Source organism: Algoriphagus zhangzhouensis (assembly GCF_900148515.1).
Lineage (GTDB): Bacteria > Bacteroidota > Bacteroidia > Cytophagales > Cyclobacteriaceae > Algoriphagus > Algoriphagus zhangzhouensis.
Window position 1 is genome coordinate 563,422 of record NZ_FRXN01000002.1, and the last position, 20,812, is coordinate 584,233.

Consider the following 20,812-nt stretch of genomic DNA (forward strand, 5'->3'; position numbering starts at 1 on the left):
CGCTTTTTGGCGGTTTTTTTTGTATCCATTCAATCCTTGTTTAACTTCTCCCCTAACTCAAACCTACTATTCTTATGAAAATCTACAGAAGATTAATTTTTCCTCTTCTGGTAACTACCCTATTGGTGGCTGCCAAACTATATTTTCGAGGGGAATCACAAAATTGGGAAGGGATCCTTGGTTGGCTTCCACATATCAATACAGTGCTAATCATTACTGGATTCACCTGGTGCCTTTTGGTATTGACAGGGATTCTTAAAAGAGGTTTTTTGAAGCAATTTGACATTGGAAAAGAAGACAACCTGAGGGCTAGGAAAGTCTATACCCAGCTAAACATTCTTCAAAAAATAGTCAATTTCGTCATCATCGTACTTGGTATTGGCTTGATTCTAATTTCCTTTGAGGAGATAAGGAAAATTGGAGTGGGCGTTTTTGCCTCTGCTGGCTTGGCGGGTATCATCATCGGTTTCAGCGCACAAAAAGCAATCGGAACATTGGTAGCTGGGATTCAGATAGCCTTTGCACAGCCTTTTCGATTAGACGATGCCGTAGTAGTAGAAAATGAATGGGGATGGATCGAAGAAATCAACCTGACTTATGTCGTAGTAAGAATTTGGGATCAAAGAAGACTCGTCTTGCCAACTACTTATTTTTTGGAAAAACCATTTCAAAACTGGACAAGAACCTCTGCTGATATCATCGGATCAGTATTTTTATATACTGATTATAGAGTTTCCTTTGATGCACTCAGAGAAGAATTGGATAGAATATTGGAAAATACTCCTCTTTGGGATAAGAAAGTGAAGGTTTTGCAGGTTACCGAAGCAAAGGAAAGGACCGTGGAAAGCCGAATCTTGGTTTCTGCCAAAAACTCTCCAACTGCATGGGATTTGAGAGTGCATGTGAGAGAAAAAATGATAGAATACATTCAAAAGAATTTTCCAGAATCTCTCCCAAGAACTAGAATTGCTTTGGATCAAGAAGCCATAGAAAAATGAAAAAACTAGCTTTCTGTTTTTTAGCATTGATTTGTATTCCCGCTTTTTCGCAGGAAAATGAACAGAAAGCGACTATTGAATTGAGGGGCTTTTTGGATCTCTACTATGGCTCTGATAATAATGAGCAGGCAGGAGATCCAAAGCGATTGCCCTTTCTGTATAATCATGCGCGGCCTAATCGCTTTGCAGTCAATCTTGCCTTAATTACTTTCCAATTGGAAGCAGATCGGGTTCGCGCAAACTTGGGGTTGCAGCAGGGAACCTATGCACAGGATAATTATGCTTCTGAGCCCAAAGCTCTTCGCTGGATCAATCAAGCAAATGTTGGCTATGCTCTCAACCCTGAAAAAACCATCTGGATTGATGCGGGCGTTTTGCCTTCACATATTGGATTTGAAAGTGCAGTTTCTACGGACAACTTGACACTTTCAAGATCTATTATTGCTGAAAACAGTCCTTATTTCGAAACAGGAGCACAATTAAGTTGGCAAAAGAGTCCAGAATGGTACTTTGCATTTTTGGTTCTGAATGGCTGGCAACGAGTTCAGTTTATCAAAGGAAAAAACAAGCCCTCTTTTGGGACACAAGCTAAATTTACGCCTTCGGTAAAAACCACTTTCAATTGGTCTACTTTTTTGGGAACTGATCAGAGTAATGAAGCTGGAACCATGCTTTATTTCAGCAATCTCTATGGTGAATTTGATTTAGGAGAAAAATGGAAAGTAAAAGCTGCTTTGGACGCTGGAAAAAGGACCTTACCCGATGGATTTAATCCCAATTGGTGGGGATTTGCATTGATCACTCAATATCAATTTACTGAGAATTTTGCCTCTGCATTTCGAGTCGAGCATTACGATGATGAATTTCAAGCAATTGCAACCAGCTATTCGAATTTGGGTATAAAAGCCAGTGGATTATCTCTGAACGTGGATTACATTTTTGAAAATTTTGCGACCCTGAGAGTAGAAGGAAGATATTTGGAGGCCCCGGGAAGAGCTTATTTGGGATTTCAAGATGATCTAGCCAATTCAAATATGTTTTTTGTTCTGACTTCCTTGGCTTTCAACTTTGATTAAAGCTCCTCGATCCGTTCTAGATATTCATCTGCCTGTTTCAAAATCTGGGCTTTATTTTTCATTCGATCCAGAGTTTTATAAGCCATTCCAATACGTGGATTTTTCTCCAAAAACTCTCGATTTCTATCATAGAAATGCCAATACAAACTATTGAAAGGGCATGCCTTATCTCCAGTTTTTTGATTGGAGCTATAGGCACAGTGTGTACAATAATTGCCCTGCTTTTTGATATAATTGGCGGACGACACATAGGGTTTGGTTCCCACAATTCCCCCATCAGCAAATTGGCTCATCCCTCGGGTATTGGTAATTTCTACCCATTCTATCGCATCAATATAAATCCCCAAATACCAAGCATCAACCTCGTCAGGATCGATTCCCGCCAATAAAGCAAAGTTTCCGATTACCATTAACCTTTGAATATGGTGAGCGTAGGCCAAGTCCAAACTTTGATTAATGGACTGCGAAATACATTTCATTTTGGTCTTTCCTGTCCAAAACCATGAAGGTAATTTCCTGTCATGGCCAAAGAAATTCATCTTCGAAAATTCTGGCATTTTTGCCCAATAAATTCCCCGCATATATTCCCTCCAGCCAATAATCTGTCGGATAAATCCTTCTACCTGAGAAATAGAAATTTCATCTCTCATTTCATGCCAATGAGATTGCACTTTTCTCACCACTTCCATAGGAGAAATCATTTTTGTATTGAGAGCGAAACTCAGCCTGGAATGGAATAAAAAGGGATCCCAGGTAGTCAAAGCATCCTGATAATCTCCAAAATGAATCAGGAGATTTTCGCAAAAATGATCCAATAAGTCCAATGATTCAGTTCTGGAAATGGGCCAAGGGAAATTTTTTGGATCTACATTGCCAAAGGTCTCGATTTTCTGATCCTGAATCATTTGATAGATATTACTCAAATCATGTTTGAATTCAAGATGCTTTCGAAGCAATCTCTTATCTGTCAGAGCAGATCGGTTATCGTGATCATAGTTCCATTTTCCTCCCTCCGGCTCTTTCCCATCCATTAAGATTTCAAATTTCTTTCTGATATCACGATAAAAAGACTCCATCAGGTAAGTCTTTTTCCCTTCAAAATATTGAGCTAAAAAGGAGCGTTCAGTAAGGAAATGCTCTGTGTCAAAAGGCTCACTATCTATGGAAATCAACTTACAAATATCTTTAAGCTGTTGGTCAAGCCTATATTCATCAGGAAGCTGATATTCAAACTTCTCAATACCTTCCTTTTGGATAAGATTAGTAATAATTTGATCTAGTTTCTGGGGATTTTCTGGATCATCCAATTTGAAATATCTGACATGCCTACCCTCATTTTTTAGATGATCAGCAAAGCATCTCATAGCAGTAAAAAATGCCATCACTTTTTGAATATGATGCTTGACATAGTCAGTTTCTTGTCTCATTTCTGCCATCAAATAAATGACATTTTCATTGGGAGACTCAAACCAAGAGTGAGTTGAATTCAGCTGATCACCTAAGATTAATCTGAGAGTTTTGGGCATAAAAAAAGGCTTTAAGTATAAAGCCTTTTTCTTGATCCAATGTTTAACCCGAAATATGCATTAGTAATTCTATTTCATCCATTAATTGCTTCATGACGAAACCTATTGCATAATCCGGGTTTAAATCAATACTTAAAACATGGCATGGAGGACTTTCTTCCCCTTCCTTTCGCGGAACCAGCCAAGAAACTGTAGCGCAATGAAATCTCATTTGCACCACCTGTATTCGCGTTGCCAAGGGAAGAAAGTGTGAAATCATGGCTATAGCCAACATCTAATCCCCCACCCAATGAAATTCCTACTAGGGCTATGACTGACTCATGATTTGGTTGTGAGTTGTCTGAAACTGGAATTCCTCGGTACCAAACTCCCAAAACAAGGGGTTGGATATTGACTTGAGTTCCTAAATCCAATTGGGTAAAAGGACCTTGGTTTTTATAATTGAATGCAAAAGTTAATTCTTTGGTGCCTGTTCTTTGGGTGAAAAACTCAGTAGAAGACCCTCCAGAAAGATCCAATTTTACACCTCCATGAGCTGACATCTTAAGGGGCAATTCACTGATTTGATCATCTAGGAAAGAGATATTTGGCTGGGTAACATGATGAGCTGAAACCCCCAACCAGAAGTTTTCATTGTGAAACAAAGCACCAAAGCTATAGTCTACAAACTGATGACGGCTATCGGCTCCTAAATTTTCACCTGAATAATCTCCGATTGATCCTGTTTGATCATCGATTTGACTTCCAAAGACCAAATCTCCGAAATAGGCATCTCTATCCATATAAGAAACTTGTCCACCTATTCTTAGGAAAGAACGGAAGCCCAATCGAGCTCGGTAAGAATAATTAGCACCAATTTCAGATACCTGAAGATTAGCCATGCTTTGTTGTGACTGATTGAAAATCAAACCTACCCCACTATTCGCACTGAATATATAATGATCTATATATGCTGAATATGAAGTAAAAGACTGATCCAATCCTGGCCACTGATTTCTGTAGCTTACACCAATTCTTGTCATCTCCGAAGCTCCAGCCATGGCGGGGTTTAGGTATAGGGGATTTGCATAGAATTGAGAATATTGCACATCCTGAGCCTTGAGGCTCAGGCTGGCAATACTGAGGATGATAAACATGTAGATTTTTCTCATTATCTATCTTATTAGGGTGATACCGCCGGTTCGGACTGTTTGGGTTCCTTCCCGGTCGGTATAGGTGATTTTGTACAGGTAGTTTCCAGCAGAAAGGGATTGTGCCTTGTAGGTACCGTCCCAGCCTTTGGATTCAAGCCCTGTTGTTGTGTATAATTTTTCTCCCCAAGTGTTGAAGACATCCATGGAAAATGAATTGATGCCTTTCATTTTTGGGATAAATGAGTCATTCAAACCATCTCCATTGGGGGTGAAGGCATTTGGAATGACCACTTGTGGGGTAATCGAGGTTACTTCAATTGCATTGGTCTCAAAAGAAGAACAACCATATATATCGAAACCTGTAAGTTTTACCTCGTAGGTTCCAGGGGATTCAAATACGTGAATGGGGTCTTTATCATTTGAAGTATTTCCATCACCAAATTCCCATTGCCAAGCAATGAACTCTGGATCGATAACACTTTCAAAAAGAATTTCTTCATCGGTCAATACCTCAGGCTCTGAGTTGATCTCAAGCTTCCGGTAGTTGAATTGCAACCTTCCATTTTGGGAAACTGCATTGGAAGGGAAGTCCACTTTAGCTTCTGCTTGAACCTTACAGCCCAAGGCATCTTCTACTGTTACTATTAATGTGCTGGTTTTATTAAAGGTGATTTCACGCATGTTTTCTTCACCTGTGCTCCAAGTGATTTGATAAGGTTCCATTCCTCCTTGAATAGACACCCAAGCATTTCCCATCACTGAACCAACTTCACAATTGACATCTAGCACACTTTCGATTCTAGCTTGAATTGCAGCGCTTTGTGTAAGTTGAATAACTTGAGAAATAGTACAACCACTAGCATCTGAAACTTGAACTTCATATTCTCCAGCAGCTAAACCTTGTCGATGTGTTTCTCCCTCTACTCCATCAGACCAAAGGATTTTCGCTTCTCCTTTAGTACCACTGACAGCAATTTCAATTTCACCATCATTTTCTCCTGAGCAGCTGATTCCTTTGGATTGAACTAACTCCAGTTCTAATGGAGCGTCTGCTTGAATCGAGAATGTTTTTTGGAAGCTACAGCCAGATGCGTCAGAAATCGAAACTGAATATATTCCAGCACCTAAATTTTCAATCGATTTTGTGTTTGCACCATTGCTCCATGTATATGAAAAAGGCGCGGTGCCTCCACTTACCTGAAGTTCGATTTTACCATTTTCAGATCCTTCACAGGTCGGAACAGAAACGGTCTCTTGAATGGTGAATCCATCTGGTTGCTTTACTCTATAGGAGCCTTGGAAAGTACAGCCTTTGCTATCTTGAATCAAAACATCATAGATTCCAGCTTTCACATCCAAAAGATCCTTGCTTGTCGATCCGTTGCTCCAAGAATAGGTATAAGGTGCTACTCCACCAGAAACAGAAAGGGAGATATTCCCATCGGAATTTCCCCCACATGAAGCATCGAATATATTTTCGCTAACTGAAATTCCTTCAGCTGCGGCCTTAATATCAAAACTTACTGTGATGTCACAGTTATATTTATCAGCCACCCGAACTGTATAGGTTCCTGGGCTTAGGTTATCAGCTTCCCAGACATCCTCAAGACCATTGCTCCAATAAATTTTATATGGGACATTGTCATCCTCATATTCATTCCTTCCGAGCTTCACGGCAATTTTTGCATAGCCATCATTACCAGTTCCACAAGTGGCATCTTTCGTTTCAATTTCTTCTAAAATGAGTGGAAATGGAGGTTGCACCACGATACGCTCTACATATTTCAGGCCTTTGGCATCAGTAATTTCAACCGTATAAGTGCCCGCGTAAAGATTATTTCTGTTTTGAGAAGTCTCATTGGTATTCCAAAGGAAAGTATAAGGAGCAGTTCCACCTTTGACGTCCAATATGATATGCCCTCTTTCCTGATGAGAACAAAGCGCCAATTTACCGGACACCTCTACTTGGATTCCATCATAGGATAAAATTCGAGCATTGGACTCTTTGGGGATTTCAAAAGAAAATTGGGCATAGGCAGGGATAATCAAACCAATGCCCAATAAGAGCATTGTTGTAATCCTTCCATATGACATAAGCCTTTTTTTCATTTTAATCTCTCAAGAGTGCTTTTAACGGGTAAAATTTGCCTTATAAATTGCCTTTTGTGTATTTCATTTTTTAGAATATTATTTTTTGTAAGTTAAATACAGCAAAATGATATTCTTTATTTTTACTAATTTCATGAAATAAGGATATAATAATTCTTTTATGCAAACGTTTCGCAAGCAGTCCCGGAAATGAAATGCAGCTTTAAAAAGTATTATTTTTCTTCAAATTCTACCATTTTCAAAAAACTCAGAATAGGAAGCTTTTTTTAGGATATGAAATGAAAAAAGGCCTGAAAATCAGGCCTTAAAAAAATTTTGAATTTTTTTTGAAATTTTTTCTTCGATTGCAGAAGAAATGGCAAAAATCAGTATCTAAAGCATGGGATTGTCCTTGCTCTTTGGTTTCTTCTTTTAGGATCTCCCCACAAAAACCGATATGTAATGGAGATTTCATGGGCTCCACCAGAGTTTTTCAGCCCTAATTTTGAGATGGTTACGTCATATGAATAACCAATATCTAATCCAGTTGGTAAGGAAACTCCTACCAAGCCGATAACCGCTTCATTATTTGGGAGTGAGTTTTTAGTTGGAAGACCTCGATACCATAATCCGAGCACCAAGGGATCCAAATACAATTGAGTTCCGATATCCAGCTGATTAAACGGGTCTTGTTGCTTGTAATTAAAGGCGAATGAAATAGCTCGCTCTTGGTATTCATGCGTGAAATAATCCCTTCTTCCTCCAGTCAAATCAAATTTGATCCCGCCCTGAGCTGAAAGCTTCATCGGAAGTTTGGAGATATTCCCTTCAACGAAAGAGACATTGGGCTCACTTAGGTGATGGGCAGAAGCACCTAGCCAAATATTATTTGTATAGAACATCCCACCAAAAGCAAAATCAAAAAAATTGTATCTGCTATCGATAGGTATACCATCTAATTCATCGGTAATTCCTCCAATTGATCCATTGATGATATCAATCTGGGTACCGAAAACGAGATCAGAGAAGAAAGCATCTCGCTGCATGTAACTTGCCTGACCCCCCAATCTGAAATAGGTATCCTCCCCCAATTGAAGCTTGTATGCATAGGAAAGACCGATTTCATTGGTTGCCAAATTTGCCATGCTTTCACGATTCCCATTAAAGATCAGTCCAATCCCACTATTGTAGTCAAAGATGTAATGATCGATATAAAAGGAATAGGAGTTAAAATTTTGATCTAGACCCGGCCATTGGTTTCGGTAGTTGACCCCAATTCTGGTTAATTCAGAGGCTCCGGTCAAGGCAGGGTTCAGATAAAGAGGGGCAGCATAAAATTGAGAATACTGTACATCCTGGGCTCTAGTAGTCAAACTAAGCCCTATCAAAAAAAGCATCCCAAATAATATCCTTTTCTTCATACCGATCCCCCAATTTCAAACAAAGGAAAGCTTCAAAACTCTCCTGCAGAAATCTAGATTCTTAAAGGTTGTGAAACTACTAGGGCTCACGATTGGGGCGATCAATCATATTGTTTCAGACCTTGATATAATTTTTTGTGAATCCCCACAAAAACTCCCACTCCATACTCAATAACTATACCAAAGCCCGCTACAATTCAATGAATGATTTTCTATAAATTCAGAATCACCTGATTATGAGTTATATCCTCAAAGGTTTCTCGCTTCCTAATCAATTGTGCTCTTCCTTCCCAAACCAAAACCTCTGCAGGCCTTAACCTTGAATTATAATTAGAAGCCATACTATATCCGTAGGCCCCCGCATTTTTAATTACCAAAATATCACCTGCTTTGACTTCTCCCATTTGCCTTTCTGCAGCAATGGTATCGGTTTCACAGATATATCCTACCACATTGTATGTGGCCTCATTTCCTTCTGGATTATTCAATGCATATACATCATGATATGCATCATACATCATAGGTCGGATCAAATGATTCAAACCTGAATCTACCCCGACAAATGTGATTGAAGGAGATTTTTTAACCACATTAGCTTTAACCAAGAAATAACCGCTTTCGCTTACCAAAAACTTACCTGGCTCCAACCAAAGCTCCAGTTCTTTCCCATATCGATCACAGAAATCTCTAAAAGCTTTACTTACTTTTTCTCCAACCTCATCAATATCAGTGTACGGATCTCCAGCCTTATATGCTACTTTAAAACCACCTCCACAATCAATAAATCTCAAATCTGGAAATTGTTTTGCTGCATCAAAAAGGACATTTGCTCCTCTTAAGAAGATCTCAGCATCCAGAATATCAGATCCGGTGTGAATATGAAGTCCAACAATTTTCAATTGTTTTTCCTTCACCACTTCCAAAATCTCAGGAAGCATATCTACTGATATCCCAAACTTGCTGGCTTTATGTCCAGTAGAAATTTTCAAATTGCCTCCAGCCATAATGTGTGGATTGATTCGAATACAAGCTGGAACACTATCTCCATACTTATCTCCAAACTGACGCATCAAAGGAATACTGTCCAAGTTGATCATGACACCCAAAGCAACTGCTTCCTCAATCTCCTCAAACCCAACACCACTAGGAGTATACATGATTTCTTCGGCTTTGAATCCCGCCATCATACCCAAGCGTACCTCTTCCACTGACACTGCATCGATCCCGGCACCTGCTTTTTTAATCAATTTTAAGATATTGATATTGGATAGAGCTTTTGTTGCATATTTGATTTTGAGAGGAATAGAAGAGAATGCATTTTGGATTGCTTTCACTTGACTGGTAATCTTCTCTCCATCATAAACATAAACTGGAGTACCAAACTCCTCCGCTATTGAAGCAAAAGGAATACCTTGAATCTGAGTAGGTTTTTGAACGCTTGACATGGTTTGAAATTTGCGTTCAAAGATAGAAAAATAGGCCCGGAATGAAGAAAGATATGGGATCTTTTCAAGCACTAAATATGTTCACAAATACACTATTGATGAGGCGAAAAGAACAGAAAACACCTTTAGCTCAGCCCGTTAAATATTGTTAACCCTAATATATGGCCTCACAAAGCCTTTAAATTTGTAGCATGTCCAAGAGTAAAATCACCTTTATTATCGTTCTGATGTCTGTTGCCAGCCTTGGCTTGGTGGCTTTTCAGTATTACTGGGTGAATAATGCCATTCGTATTTATCAGGATCGCTTCGACCAAGATGTCTACCAAGCCTTGACTGGTACGGTAGATCAATTGGAGAAAAGTGAGGCCACTGACATATTTTTGGGACAATTAATCAATGATCCTGCTTTACAAGAAACATTATTTGAGAAAATTGAACCTATCAATTTCGAAATCAAGCCTCGGCAACGTTTTCGAAGAGGCCCCTCTATTGTCGACACTTTGAATATAGAGCCAGTCCCTCAAGTAAGCGCAACTTTCAAAAGGATGCTGGAATCTAGAGGGATCAATATTTCAGAAATGAATGAATTGGAGACATTTTTTACTCGCATGACTCCTGAAGTAGCCTCCAAAATCTTCACTCCTGATGAGATGGCAGTCCTTTTAGAAGAAAAGGAAAGGCAACTTCAGTATATCAGTAAAATGGAAGTCTATAGCCTCACACAAGCTCCACCTTCTTTAGACCAAAGACTTGACCAGCAAATAAATATCTCAGAGGAAGAGCTTCAAAAGATCCAAAAAACAAACCTTAAGATCGATATGATCAATCAGGCTTGGGAAGAATTATCAGCTGGTAATCAAGCCATTCTAGACAGACTAGACACTTCTCAAGTTCGAAAATTGGTAAAAAACCACCTCCTAGAACGTGGTATTTATGAAGACTTTGAGCTGGGACTTCTGAAAGATGATAAGCTTCTGATGCCTATTGGGACAGTAAAAGAACCGTTCCGATTGGTACAGTATGGGGTCCAGGCCAAACTCTTTCCAAATGACATTTTCGGAAATAAAGAAAACTACCTTTTCATCTACTTTCCCGATAAAAGCCAACATGTAATTCGTCAGGTTTGGCTTCCTGTTTCTTCCTCTATCCTTTTCATCGGAATAATCATCTGGTGTTTCATTTATGCAATTAGAGTCATTTTCAAACAGAAGGCTCTTTCCGAAACCAAAAACGATTTTATCAACAATATGACTCACGAGTTCAAAACTCCATTGGCAACTGTGAGTTTGGCTGTTGAGGCCCTTCAAGACCCGGAACTCTCCTCTCAAGATAAATTTCGGGCAAGATATTTGGGAATCATAAAAGACGAAAACAAACGTCTAGTTGCTCAAGTAGAAAACGTTCTTCAGGCTGCTGCGTTGGATAAAAAGGATTTCAAACTAAAAATCGAAGAAGTTAATTTGTCTGACCTACTTGTAGAAACAGTGGATCATATTTCTCTTCAAGTAGAAAAGAGAGAAGGGTCCATTGAATTTGAAAATGAATTGACATCTGGAAAAGTGCAAGGAGATTTGTTCCATTTGACTCATATTTTCAACAATCTATTGGACAATGCAAATAAATATTCACCTGAAAGCCCTGAGATAAAAATTCGGGCTTGGGAGGATTCCGACCAAGTATATGTGAATATTTCAGATCAAGGAATAGGAATGAGCAAAGATGCTCAACGAAAAATATTTGATAAATTTTATAGAGTTCCTACCGGAAACATCCATGATGTCAAAGGTTTTGGATTGGGACTTTCTTATGTGAAAACCATGCTGGAAGCACATAAAGGAGGTATTTCTGTCCAAAGTGAGCTCGGAAAAGGAAGTACTTTTACCATAAATCTACCCAAAAAACAATGAGCAAAGCGAAACTATTGGTAGTGGAAGATGACCCAAATTTGGGTGATATCCTCAAGGAATATTTGGAAATGAAAGGCTATGAGCCAACTCTTTGCAGAGATGGAGAAGAAGGCTGGAACAAATTCAAGAAGGACAAATATGATCTCTGTCTGATGGATATCATGATGCCCAAAAAGGATGGTTTTACGCTTGCCAAAGAAATCAAAAAGGTTCAAGATGATCTTCCAATCTTATTTTTGACAGCCAAAAATCAAAAAGACGATATCATTGAAGGTCTAAGGATCGGTGCGGATGACTACATCACCAAGCCTTTTAGCATGGAAGAACTCCTTCTAAGAGTAACAGCTATTTTGAGAAGAACTCAGAAATCTCAGGAGGTAACACAATTGAAGGTTTACAAATTTGGAGATTTCGAGCTACACTATGATGAGCAGATTTTAGATGGACCAAAAGGAAAACACAAACTCACTTCCAAGGAAAACGAGCTCCTAAGAATCTTAGCTGCTGAAATGAATAAGCTGGTAAACAGAAGCCATGCATTGAAGCAAATCTGGGGAGACGACAGTTATTTCAATGCGAGAAGCATGGACGTTTACTTGAGTAAAATCCGAAAAATATTAAAAGACGATCCAAAAGTCCAGATCATCACTGTACATGGTGAAGGATTCAAACTGATCGTAGGCGACGCATAATACCAACTCTACAACAATAAATTCTAAAAAACCCGAAGGTGATGATCTTCGGGTTTTGTGTTTTTAAAAAACAAACTTCAAGAGTTTGAAACCCTTGAAGAGTCTAGAGCATTATCAATCTACCAATTCAGCTCCAATCCCAGGTCGATCTGGGAAAGTGACTTTTTCAGGAGTAATTTCAACACCTCTTGCAGGATCTTGTGATAAAAGCATCGCTCCATCCATATCCACATAATCCAAGAGTGGTGCAATATGAGCAATGGCTGAAATACCAACTGAAGATTCTGTCATACAGCCCACCATCGTTTTCATTCCCAATTTTTTTGCCTCATAGATCATTCTCAATCCCGGAGTAATTCCACCAGCCTTTACCAACTTTACATTGATTGCATGAAATAAACCATGGCATTTCTTTACGTCTGATTCTACGATGCAGCTTTCGTCAGCCATTACTGGAAGTTTAGAATATTTGAAAACTTCTTTCATTCCTTCCAAATCATCCTTTCCCAAAGGCTGCTCCATAAACTCTACTCCCAATTTTGCCAGTTCTTCAGAATTACGGATCGCTTCCTCAGCTGACCAAGCGCAATTGGCGTCAATTCTGAAAACAGCATCGGTATGTTTTCTCAATTCTTTGACGATTGCCAAGTCCTCATGGGTACCTAGTTTAATTTTATAAATAGGCCAATCCACTTCTTTCATCTTCTGAACCATCTTTTCGATAGTATCTATGCCGACAGTGAAATTGGTTGTCGGGATTGCAGATGGATCCAACTTCAAATATTCATAAAGCTTCAATCCTTTTTTCTTGGTGAACAAATCCCAAGCGGCCATATCCAATGCACATTGTGCAAAAGGGTTATTCTTGAAAATCTCTTTTCCCAATGCCCATAATTCTTCTGGACTTTCCCAGTTTCCTCCTTCGACAATTGGACGAAACTCCTCCAAAACCAACATCATATTGGGAATAGTAATCCCATAAAATGGATTGGTAGTGGATTCTCCCAAACCGTAAAAACCTGCATCTTCCAACTTTACAATCAAAGTATCCTGAATATCACGACTTTGATGAGCTATGGTAAATGTATGCCTCAAGGGCAGGTCATAAACTTGATATGAGAGTTTCATAGTTTGAATTTTAGCTTTTTTATTCAGAATCAGGAGAAATTGAACAGATTTACCTAGTTTTAATTCCCTATCATTTGAAGACATGAAATTAATCAACAGAAATCAATTTAGCCTGTTTTTGCTGTTTTTAGTTTTTATAAGTGGATGCAAAACAGCAACAGATAATGAATTACCTCATTTGGAAGTTTCGCAACTCGAGCAAGCCTATGAGGAGAACAAGGAAGCGGCTATTACACATCGCCGATTCAAGCATGCCGACCTTCAGCCCCTGATTGAAAAGCACGCCAATTCATTCAAAGTAGAAGAATTGGGCAAGTCTGTGGAAGGAAAAAGTATTTCTTCATTGGATTGGGGAAATGGCCCAACCAAGGTCATGCTTTGGTCTCAAATGCATGGAAATGAAAGTACAGCCACCATGGCCTTATTTGATTTATTCAACTTTTTGGAAGCCTCTGGAGATGGATTCGACGAATTAAGAACCACTCTGAATGAAAACTTACACATCAAGTTTATCCCAATGATAAATCCTGATGGGTCAGATAAATTTCAGCGAAGAAATGCATTGGACATTGACTTAAATCGGGATGCCATTTCTCAGATTTCTCCAGAAGCAATCATCTTAAAAGGTGCCAGAGATTCATTTGAACCGGAATTCGGATTCAACCTTCACGATCAGCAGATTTATTACAATGTAGTCAACACACCTCAGCAGGTAACGATCTCTGTTTTGGCTCCAGGATACAATTATGAAAGGGATGTCAATGATGTAAGAGCCAAAGCAATGCAAATCATCGTTGGTATGGACAAAGTTCTTCAGCACGTAATTCCTAACGGAGTCGGGAAATATGACGATTCCTTTGAGCCAAGAGCATTTGGAGACAACATCCAAAAATGGGGAACAAGCACCATCTTGATCGAGTCTGGAGGCTATGTGGGTGACCCGGAGAAACAATACATCCGGAAACTCAATTTCATGATCATTTTGAATGCATTGGAGCAAATTGCTACCAAAGGCTATGAGCAATTTACCACAGAGCAATACTTTGCAATCCCAGACAACGATCTACAAATGGTGGATTTGAAAATCGAAGAGATGAATGTAGAAGTGGAAGGAAAGACTTTCCCAGTAGATTTGTCAATCCGAAGAAACGAAACTAATGCAGGTGACAGCTATTATGTGACTGGATCCGTCGTTGATTTAGGAGATATGCAGGTTTACTTTGGCTTCGAAGAAAAGGATGCAACCGGCTTGAATTATCAAGAAGGGAAAGTTTATGAAACTACTTTTGATGACATCTCAGACATCAGTTCCGAAAAAGCCTATGAGCTACTAAATCAAGGCTTTTTGGCAGTCAAGGTTAAAAACGGAGAAGCGGGAGACCTCCACAACTTGCCAATCTTAGTTTTGAAAAGCACCAACACTTTCCCGGCTGGATGGAAAACAGGATCTAAACCGAATTTTTACCTTTCAGATGGAACAAACTTAAAATTCGCAATAGTCAATGGTTACTGGATTGACTTGGCAAATCCTAAAGATCAATTGTTCAAGCAGGTGATCTATTAAGGTTAAAATTTCTTATTAATCCAAAAACCCGTCTCAATGGCGGGTTTTTTGTTTTCTACTTTTTAATTAGTTTTTACCTTTAAATCAACCAGTTATGAAATCAATTACCGCAATCATTTTTTCTGTTGCTATCGTCTTGGCCGCCATCGTCCTTGGCAATGCAGTAATCAATAGGAACAAACATCAAGGCACTATCAATGTGACCGGACTGGGAGAAAGTAATTTTACATCGGACCTGATTGTCTGGGAGGGAAATTTCAGCAGAAATAGTTCGGACATTCAATCTGCCTATGCCAATCTGGAAAAAGATAGAAAAGCCGTGACAGAATATCTGGTCAGCAAAGGGATTCCTGCCTCTCAATTGGTTTTCAATGCAGTCACAACAAACCCTCAATACCGACAAAACTACTCGGATGACGGTAGGTATTTGGGACAGACATTTACTGGATATCAGCTCAACCAATCCTTACAAATCGAATCCAAAGAGGTAGAAAAAGTAGAAAAAATCAGCCGCGAAATCACAGAACTACTCAATCAGGGAATTGCATTCTATTCACAGCAACCTCGGTATTACTATACTGAATTGGAATCTTTGAAACTGGAAATGATTGCAAAGGCCACCGAAGATGCCAGAATTCGCGCCGAAAAAATTGCTGAAAATTCAGGGTCCGAACTGGATGATTTGATTTCTGCCAATATGGGAGTATTCCAGATCACAGGCCAAAACTCAGGGGAGGATTATTCTTGGGGAGGCGCTTTCAATACGAATTCCAAAAACAAAACCGCATCCATCACCATGAAACTGGTTTTTGAGGTAGATTAAAATCTAGGGCTTACCTTTGTCTATGGCCGAAAAATCCGGACTTCATCCTAGAAATCTCCATCAAGAAAGATACGATCTCAAAAAGCTCAGTGAAGCATTTCCTGAGCTTTCTGATTTTGTTTTTACCAATGAATACGGCAATGAAACCTTGGATTTCTCAAATCCAAAAGCCGTAATCAGTCTCAACAAAGCCTTACTCTTAGCTTTTTACCAAATCGAATTTTGGGAAATTCCTGATGGATTTCTTTGTCCTCCTGTCCCCGGAAGAGCCGATTACATTCATTATTCAGCCGATTTATTAGCTGAGAAAAATAAAGGGAAAGTCCCAACAGGGAATAAGGTTGAAATTTTGGATATCGGTACGGGAGCCAATTTGATTTATCCGATTTTGGGTAGTTCGATTTACAAATGGAATTTCACTGGGGCTGAAATGGATTTAGTTTCCATCCAAAATGCTCAAAATATTCTTTCAAAAAACTCGAGATTGAGCCAAAATCTCGAGCTTCGAAAGCAGTCCAACCCCAATCATATTTTTGAAGGAATCATCCAGAGCGACGACTTTTTCGATTTAACGGTCTGTAACCCTCCTTTCCATGAATCAGAAGCTGAAGCCCAAAAAGGAACGCAGCGAAAACTGAAAAATCTAAATCTGAAGAAATCTGAACTGAACTTTGGAGGCCAGTCTGGGGAATTATGGTGTGAGGGAGGTGAAAGACAGTTTCTCAGCAATATGATTCAAGAAAGCCAAAAATTTAATCATCAAGTCTTTTGGTTCACATCCTTGTTATCAAAAGAATCTAATCTCAAACCATTAAAATCACTATTGAATAAAGCAGGAATTGTAGAAAGCAAAGTAATCTCCATGTCTCAGGGAAATAAAAAATCCAGACTTTTGGCCTGGACGTACCTTTCCCCAAAACAGCAGGAAAATTGGAGAAAATTTCGATGGGCTTAATTTAAAGGGCCAAGGCCATCGGAATCAAAACCAAATAACCTGCAAATCCGATTGCCCATCCGAATCCCATTTTCAAACCAGAAGAATACCTCAACTCCTCCGTGTTTTTAAAGATAATTCCACTGACACCTGCAGCAATCGGAGTTAGAATCAAAGGCAATAAAACCCCTTCAAATCCAAAGCCTTGGAAGAATCCTGCAATCAACAGAATCACAAGTGTAATGGCCGCATGGATGAAAAAAGTAATCCTATTAGAACCAGAGTTCTTGAATGGATGTGTGGTAGCTTCCATAGTATAGTGGTTTAGTATTCAATGACTTTTGTATAAAGTCCAATACCTATACCGAATAAAACAAAAACAGGTTCCGAAGAACCTGAATTTTTTTTCAATATTTTATCAAAAATCAATTGAGTGTGTACTCAACTGAAATTTCGGTATTCAAAACTTTTGAAATCGGGCAATTTTCCTCGGCATCTTTTACCTGCTCAGCAAATTGCTCTTCGCTGATTCCAGGCACTGTAGCTTTCAATACCAAATGGGATTTTTTCAAAACGCCTTCTTCAAAAGTGATGTTGCATGTCACATCCAATTCATCAGGAACAAAGCCTATTCCGCTCAAATTGAAGCTCAATTTCATGGCAAAACATCCTGAGTGTGCCGCAGCAATCAGCTCTTCTGGATTAGTACCAACTCCATCTTCAAATCTGGATAAATAAGAATATTGGGTCTTGTCCAAAACAGTACTTGGTGTACTCACATGGCCTTTGCCATCTTTTCCGCTGCCTTTCCATACGGCAGTTGCTTTTCTAATCATGGTTAAAGTATTTAGGGTTAAAAATTTACTTCACTAGTATAAGAGATTCGATCCGAAAATAGTTTGAATCATTTCTCATTTCTTGACAAATAAGCCTTTTATCCTCCGGAAAATCTGTTTTTCTTTTTCCCAGAAAAAATGAAACTGACCGAAGATAAAGCCATAAATCAACAAGAAAATCTGGTATAGAGGAAGAACGAGCAATAAATACAACATGGTATTTACAAAGCCCCCTTTTTCCACTTCAAAAAATTCCAAAATCGGACTTTTGATAAATAAGATTGTAAAACCTGTACAGGCAAAAACAACCAAAACCATGATCACCTGAAAGACACTGTCAAGCTTCCATTTGCTTTGAAGCCGTTTTAGAAATGGTTCCTTTTTTGGTGATTTGGACATAAAACAAAAATAATAGGAAATGGTCTAAATAAAAGTGGTTCCTTTCTAAAGCAAAAAACGTCATCGCGAGTGAAGCGAAGCGATCCCAAAGTCTATTTAAATAAACCAGAATAGATTGCTTCTCTTCGGTCGCAATGACGAATCTAATCTTTAATCCCAAACAAAAACCCCTTCATTCAATTGCTGAAGAGCGTCTTTTTTGAATTTGGAATCTATCAATAAGGATACATTGTGTCTACTTCCTCCATAGGAAACCATTCGAATCGGGAAATTATCCACGCTATCCAGCACAGATCTAACAACTCCTTGAGTTTCGGAAACCAAATTACCTACAATACAAACGATGGTTTGGTTTTGATCTACTTCCACTGATCCCAAAACTTCCAATTCTTCCAAGATTTGGCTCAAATGGGATAAATCATCAATCGTCACAGACACAGCTACCTCAGAAGTGGTAATCATGTCGATTGGTGTCTTGTATTTTTCGAAAATCTCAAAAACCCTTCTCAAGAAACCATAAGCCAAAAGCATACGGCTAGACTTAATCTTGATGGCAGTGATCCCATCCTTTGCAGCAATCGCTTTTACTCCAGTAGTTTCTACATTTTCCTTGATCAAAGTACCATGAGCCTCTGGATCCATGGTATTCAATAATCTTACGGGAACATTGTATTGCTGTGCCGGCCAAATAGACGCTGGGTGGAGGATTTTCGCTCCAAAATATGCCAACTCTGCTGCCTCATCAAATGAAAGCTCCGCAATAGGACGAGTCCTGTCTACAATTCGAGGATCATTATTATGCATCCCATCGATATCAGTCCAGATTTCACATACGGATGCATTGATGGCAGCTGCTACCAAAGAAGCTGTGTAATCAGAACCTCCACGCTTCAAGTTATCAACTTCGTTTCTGTGGTTTTTACAGATATAACCTTGAGTCACGAATAATTTTTGGCCAGGATGCTGAGCCAAAATAGCTTTCAGCTTCTCAGAAATTTTATTCAGTTCAGGCTCAGAATTTTCATCTATGCTCATGAAATCCAAAGCACTCAAGAATACAGCTGGAATTTCTAGTTCGCCCAAAAGCGTATAGAAAAGCTTCGTCGACAACAATTCTCCTTGAGCCAAAATATCACGATTGATAGCTTCATTGAAAGAAATCTTCAAGATGATATTCAAGAACTCAAAGTGCTCCTTAATAATGGATTCAGCGATTTGTCTAGCTTCATCAGTTTTCAAAAGCTTTGGATAAAAATCCAAGTAATGGGCATGAAGCTCATCGATTCTTTCTTTAGCCAAAACTCGATCAGCGCTTGCCAAAGCATCTCCGATTCCTACCAAAGCATTGGTAGTACCAGAAAGTGCAGAAAGAACCACAATAGTCGGCTCATCTCCGCGGGTTACCAGGTCTTTTACCTGGTGCATACGTTCGGGCTTCCCTACTGAGGTCCCTCCGAATTTCATTATTTTCATAAATAAACAGGTATTTGTAATAGGTATAGCTTGAGAGCAGGTCTCTTAAAATCCGAGCATTTTGATAGCGGTAATTGCAGCTTCGTCACCTTTGTTTCCATGCTTTCCTCCAGCTCTGTCAAGTGCTTGTTGCTGCGTATTAGGAGTCAAAACACCAAAGATTACTGGCTTATTGTATTTCAAGCTTACATTGGTAATTCCCTGAGCTACTGCATCACAGATAAAATCAAAGTGCTTGGTTTCTCCTTGGATCACACAACCCAAGCAGATCACAGCATCGATTTCCTCTTGCTGAGCCATCCATTGACCTCCCAATGAAAGCTCAAATGAACCAGGGACATTCTTTCTTATGATATTTTCTTTAGCAGCACCGTACTGAACCAAAGTTTGGTAAGCTCCAGAGTACAAAGCTTCTGTCACGTCTTCATTCCACTCAGATACTACAATTGCAAATTTCTTATTGCTGATATCCAAGATGTTTTTTGAGCTATGCTCACTTAGGCTTTTAAGAGATGTAGCCATAGGTATGATGTTTTTGATAGATATTGACTATAACAAAAAAAGAGTAAGACCTTTTGGGCCTTACTCCTCTAATTTCTGCGTATAAATAAGCATTACTTAGCGGCAAGGCCTTCCAAGCGAGCTTTTTGTTTTCGTGCTCCAGCAAACTCATAAGACTCGAAGTATTTCTCTTCGATCTCTGCGTAAGCATCGATAGCGTCCTGAGTTTTACCAGCTGTTTCATATGCTACAGCTAATTTGTAAAGATACTTAGGAGTGAAATATTTGTTTGGCTCATAGCTAGTAGCTTTCTCATAGTTAGAGATAGCCTTGTCTACATTACCAGTCTCCAAGTAAGCATCTCCCAACAAAGCATCCGCTTGTCCTTGGATCAAATAGTCATCAGCAGAGAACTGCTCCAAATAAGTGATCGCATCTGTGAAGTTTTTCTCAGAAAGGTAGATAGAGCCAATGTAGAAGTTTGCAAGGTTTGCAGCTTCAGTTCTTGGATACTCATCCACGATCTGAAGTAAACCTGCATTGATACCGTCACCATTCAAGGCAAAATCTAAACTATCCTGCTCGTAGAAGTAAACTGCCTGGAACATTTCTTCCTGAGCTTCTTCATTTTTATTAGCATTGCTGATTTGGAAAAATAAGATCCCTCCGATCAAAATGATCGCTGCAATCAATACTCCTCCTAATACTTTGCTATTCTTTTTCAAAAAAGCTTCACCACGACCAATAGACTCCGCAAGTGCTGCTGGATCCTCCAAAAGGTCATTATGATGGTCTGGGTGTACTTTTTTAGATTGTTTCGTTGCCATGTTACTCAATTTTCGAGTCGCAAATATACGCTTTTTATGAT

The 20,812-nt window shown here is 39.1% G+C and carries 19 protein-coding genes; 7 read left to right on the forward strand and 12 right to left on the reverse strand.

What is annotated here, in order from left to right; all coding sequences use genetic code 11:
• The first annotated feature begins 74 nt into the window (after positions 1-74).
• Together BUF13_RS08330 and BUF13_RS08335 are read left to right on the forward strand one after the other, a co-directional pair.
• Positions 75-998, forward strand: a complete 924-nt coding sequence (locus tag BUF13_RS08330) for a mechanosensitive ion channel family protein (protein WP_073571312.1) — start codon at positions 75-77, stop codon at positions 996-998.
• Positions 995-2,074, forward strand: coding sequence for a porin (locus BUF13_RS08335; RefSeq protein WP_073571313.1), 1,080 nt, complete (start codon positions 995-997; stop codon positions 2,072-2,074). Before BUF13_RS08330 ends, BUF13_RS08335 begins: the two co-directional genes overlap by 4 nt.
• On the opposite strand, the gene BUF13_RS08340 is transcribed toward BUF13_RS08335, so the two are convergent.
• From BUF13_RS08340 to lysA, 5 genes are all read right to left on the reverse strand, one after another.
• Entirely contained in the window at positions 2,071-3,600 is a 1,530-nt protein-coding gene (locus BUF13_RS08340; protein WP_073571314.1) for a cryptochrome/photolyase family protein, read from the reverse strand. The genes BUF13_RS08335 and BUF13_RS08340 overlap by 4 nt on opposite strands.
• A gap of 125 nt (positions 3,601-3,725) precedes the next feature.
• Positions 3,726-4,751, reverse strand: coding sequence for a PorP/SprF family type IX secretion system membrane protein (locus tag BUF13_RS08345; protein ID WP_073571315.1), 1,026 nt, complete (start codon positions 4,749-4,751; stop codon positions 3,726-3,728).
• A gap of 3 nt (positions 4,752-4,754) precedes the next feature.
• Positions 4,755-6,842, reverse strand: a complete 2,088-nt coding sequence (locus BUF13_RS08350) for a T9SS type B sorting domain-containing protein (protein WP_073571316.1) — start codon at positions 6,840-6,842, stop codon at positions 4,755-4,757.
• Positions 6,843-7,207: 365 nt separating this feature from the next.
• Positions 7,208-8,242: a PorP/SprF family type IX secretion system membrane protein gene (locus tag BUF13_RS08355; RefSeq protein WP_073571317.1), complete on the reverse strand. Its 1,035-nt coding sequence runs from the start codon at positions 8,240-8,242 to the stop codon at positions 7,208-7,210.
• A 212-nt stretch (positions 8,243-8,454) separates the two neighbouring features.
• Positions 8,455-9,687, reverse strand: coding sequence for a diaminopimelate decarboxylase (gene lysA / locus BUF13_RS08360; RefSeq protein WP_073571722.1), 1,233 nt, complete (start codon positions 9,685-9,687; stop codon positions 8,455-8,457).
• A gap of 191 nt (positions 9,688-9,878) precedes the next feature.
• Between lysA and BUF13_RS08365 the strand changes: the two genes are divergently transcribed.
• Positions 9,879-11,594: a sensor histidine kinase gene (locus tag BUF13_RS08365; protein ID WP_073571318.1), complete on the forward strand. Its 1,716-nt coding sequence runs from the start codon at positions 9,879-9,881 to the stop codon at positions 11,592-11,594.
• On the forward strand, positions 11,591-12,286 hold the full coding sequence (locus BUF13_RS08370) for a response regulator transcription factor (protein WP_073571319.1): 696 nt from the start codon (positions 11,591-11,593) through the stop codon (positions 12,284-12,286). Before BUF13_RS08365 ends, BUF13_RS08370 begins: the two co-directional genes overlap by 4 nt.
• Positions 12,287-12,400: 114 nt before the next feature.
• Here the strand turns inward: BUF13_RS08370 and BUF13_RS08375 are convergent, their stop codons facing one another.
• A complete protein-coding gene (locus BUF13_RS08375; protein ID WP_073571723.1) occupies positions 12,401-13,414 on the reverse strand; it encodes a dipeptide epimerase in 1,014 nt (337 codons plus the stop codon).
• A gap of 82 nt (positions 13,415-13,496) precedes the next feature.
• Here BUF13_RS08375 and BUF13_RS08380 point away from each other — a divergent pair, with 82 nt between their 5' ends.
• From BUF13_RS08380 to rlmF, 3 genes are all read left to right on the forward strand, one after another.
• On the forward strand, positions 13,497-14,978 hold the full coding sequence (locus BUF13_RS08380) for a M14 family zinc carboxypeptidase (protein WP_073571320.1): 1,482 nt from the start codon (positions 13,497-13,499) through the stop codon (positions 14,976-14,978).
• Between the two features lie 94 nt (positions 14,979-15,072).
• The gene (locus BUF13_RS08385) at positions 15,073-15,801 is read left to right on the forward strand and encodes an SIMPL domain-containing protein (RefSeq protein WP_073571321.1); all 729 of its coding nucleotides are present in this window, start codon (positions 15,073-15,075) and stop codon (positions 15,799-15,801) included.
• A 22-nt stretch (positions 15,802-15,823) separates the two neighbouring features.
• The gene (gene rlmF, locus BUF13_RS08390; protein ID WP_073571322.1) at positions 15,824-16,756 is read left to right on the forward strand and encodes a 23S rRNA (adenine(1618)-N(6))-methyltransferase RlmF; all 933 of its coding nucleotides are present in this window, start codon (positions 15,824-15,826) and stop codon (positions 16,754-16,756) included.
• Position 16,757: 1 nt separating this feature from the next.
• Here the strand turns inward: rlmF and BUF13_RS08395 are convergent, their stop codons facing one another.
• The 6 genes from BUF13_RS08395 to BUF13_RS08420 all read right to left on the reverse strand — a co-directional run bounded on the left by BUF13_RS08395 (position 16,758) and on the right by BUF13_RS08420 (position 20,771).
• Entirely contained in the window at positions 16,758-17,048 is a 291-nt protein-coding gene (locus tag BUF13_RS08395; RefSeq protein WP_073571323.1) for a hypothetical protein, read from the reverse strand.
• A 112-nt stretch (positions 17,049-17,160) separates the two neighbouring features.
• Positions 17,161-17,571 carry an OsmC family protein gene (locus tag BUF13_RS08400; RefSeq protein ID WP_073571324.1) on the reverse strand — a complete coding sequence of 137 codons (411 nt, stop codon included), beginning with the start codon at positions 17,569-17,571 and terminating at the stop codon, positions 17,161-17,163.
• A 75-nt stretch (positions 17,572-17,646) separates the two neighbouring features.
• A complete protein-coding gene (locus BUF13_RS08405; RefSeq protein WP_073571325.1) occupies positions 17,647-17,970 on the reverse strand; it encodes a DUF6787 family protein in 324 nt (107 codons plus the stop codon).
• Positions 17,971-18,120: 150 nt separating this feature from the next.
• A complete protein-coding gene (locus BUF13_RS08410) occupies positions 18,121-19,443 on the reverse strand; it encodes an aspartate kinase (protein WP_073571326.1) in 1,323 nt (440 codons plus the stop codon).
• 45 nt (positions 19,444-19,488) lie between these two features.
• On the reverse strand, positions 19,489-19,965 hold the full coding sequence (gene ribH, locus BUF13_RS08415; protein WP_073571327.1) for a 6,7-dimethyl-8-ribityllumazine synthase: 477 nt from the start codon (positions 19,963-19,965) through the stop codon (positions 19,489-19,491).
• Between the two features lie 92 nt (positions 19,966-20,057).
• Entirely contained in the window at positions 20,058-20,771 is a 714-nt protein-coding gene (locus BUF13_RS08420) for a tetratricopeptide repeat protein (RefSeq protein ID WP_073571328.1), read from the reverse strand.
• Positions 20,772-20,812 lie beyond the last annotated feature (41 nt).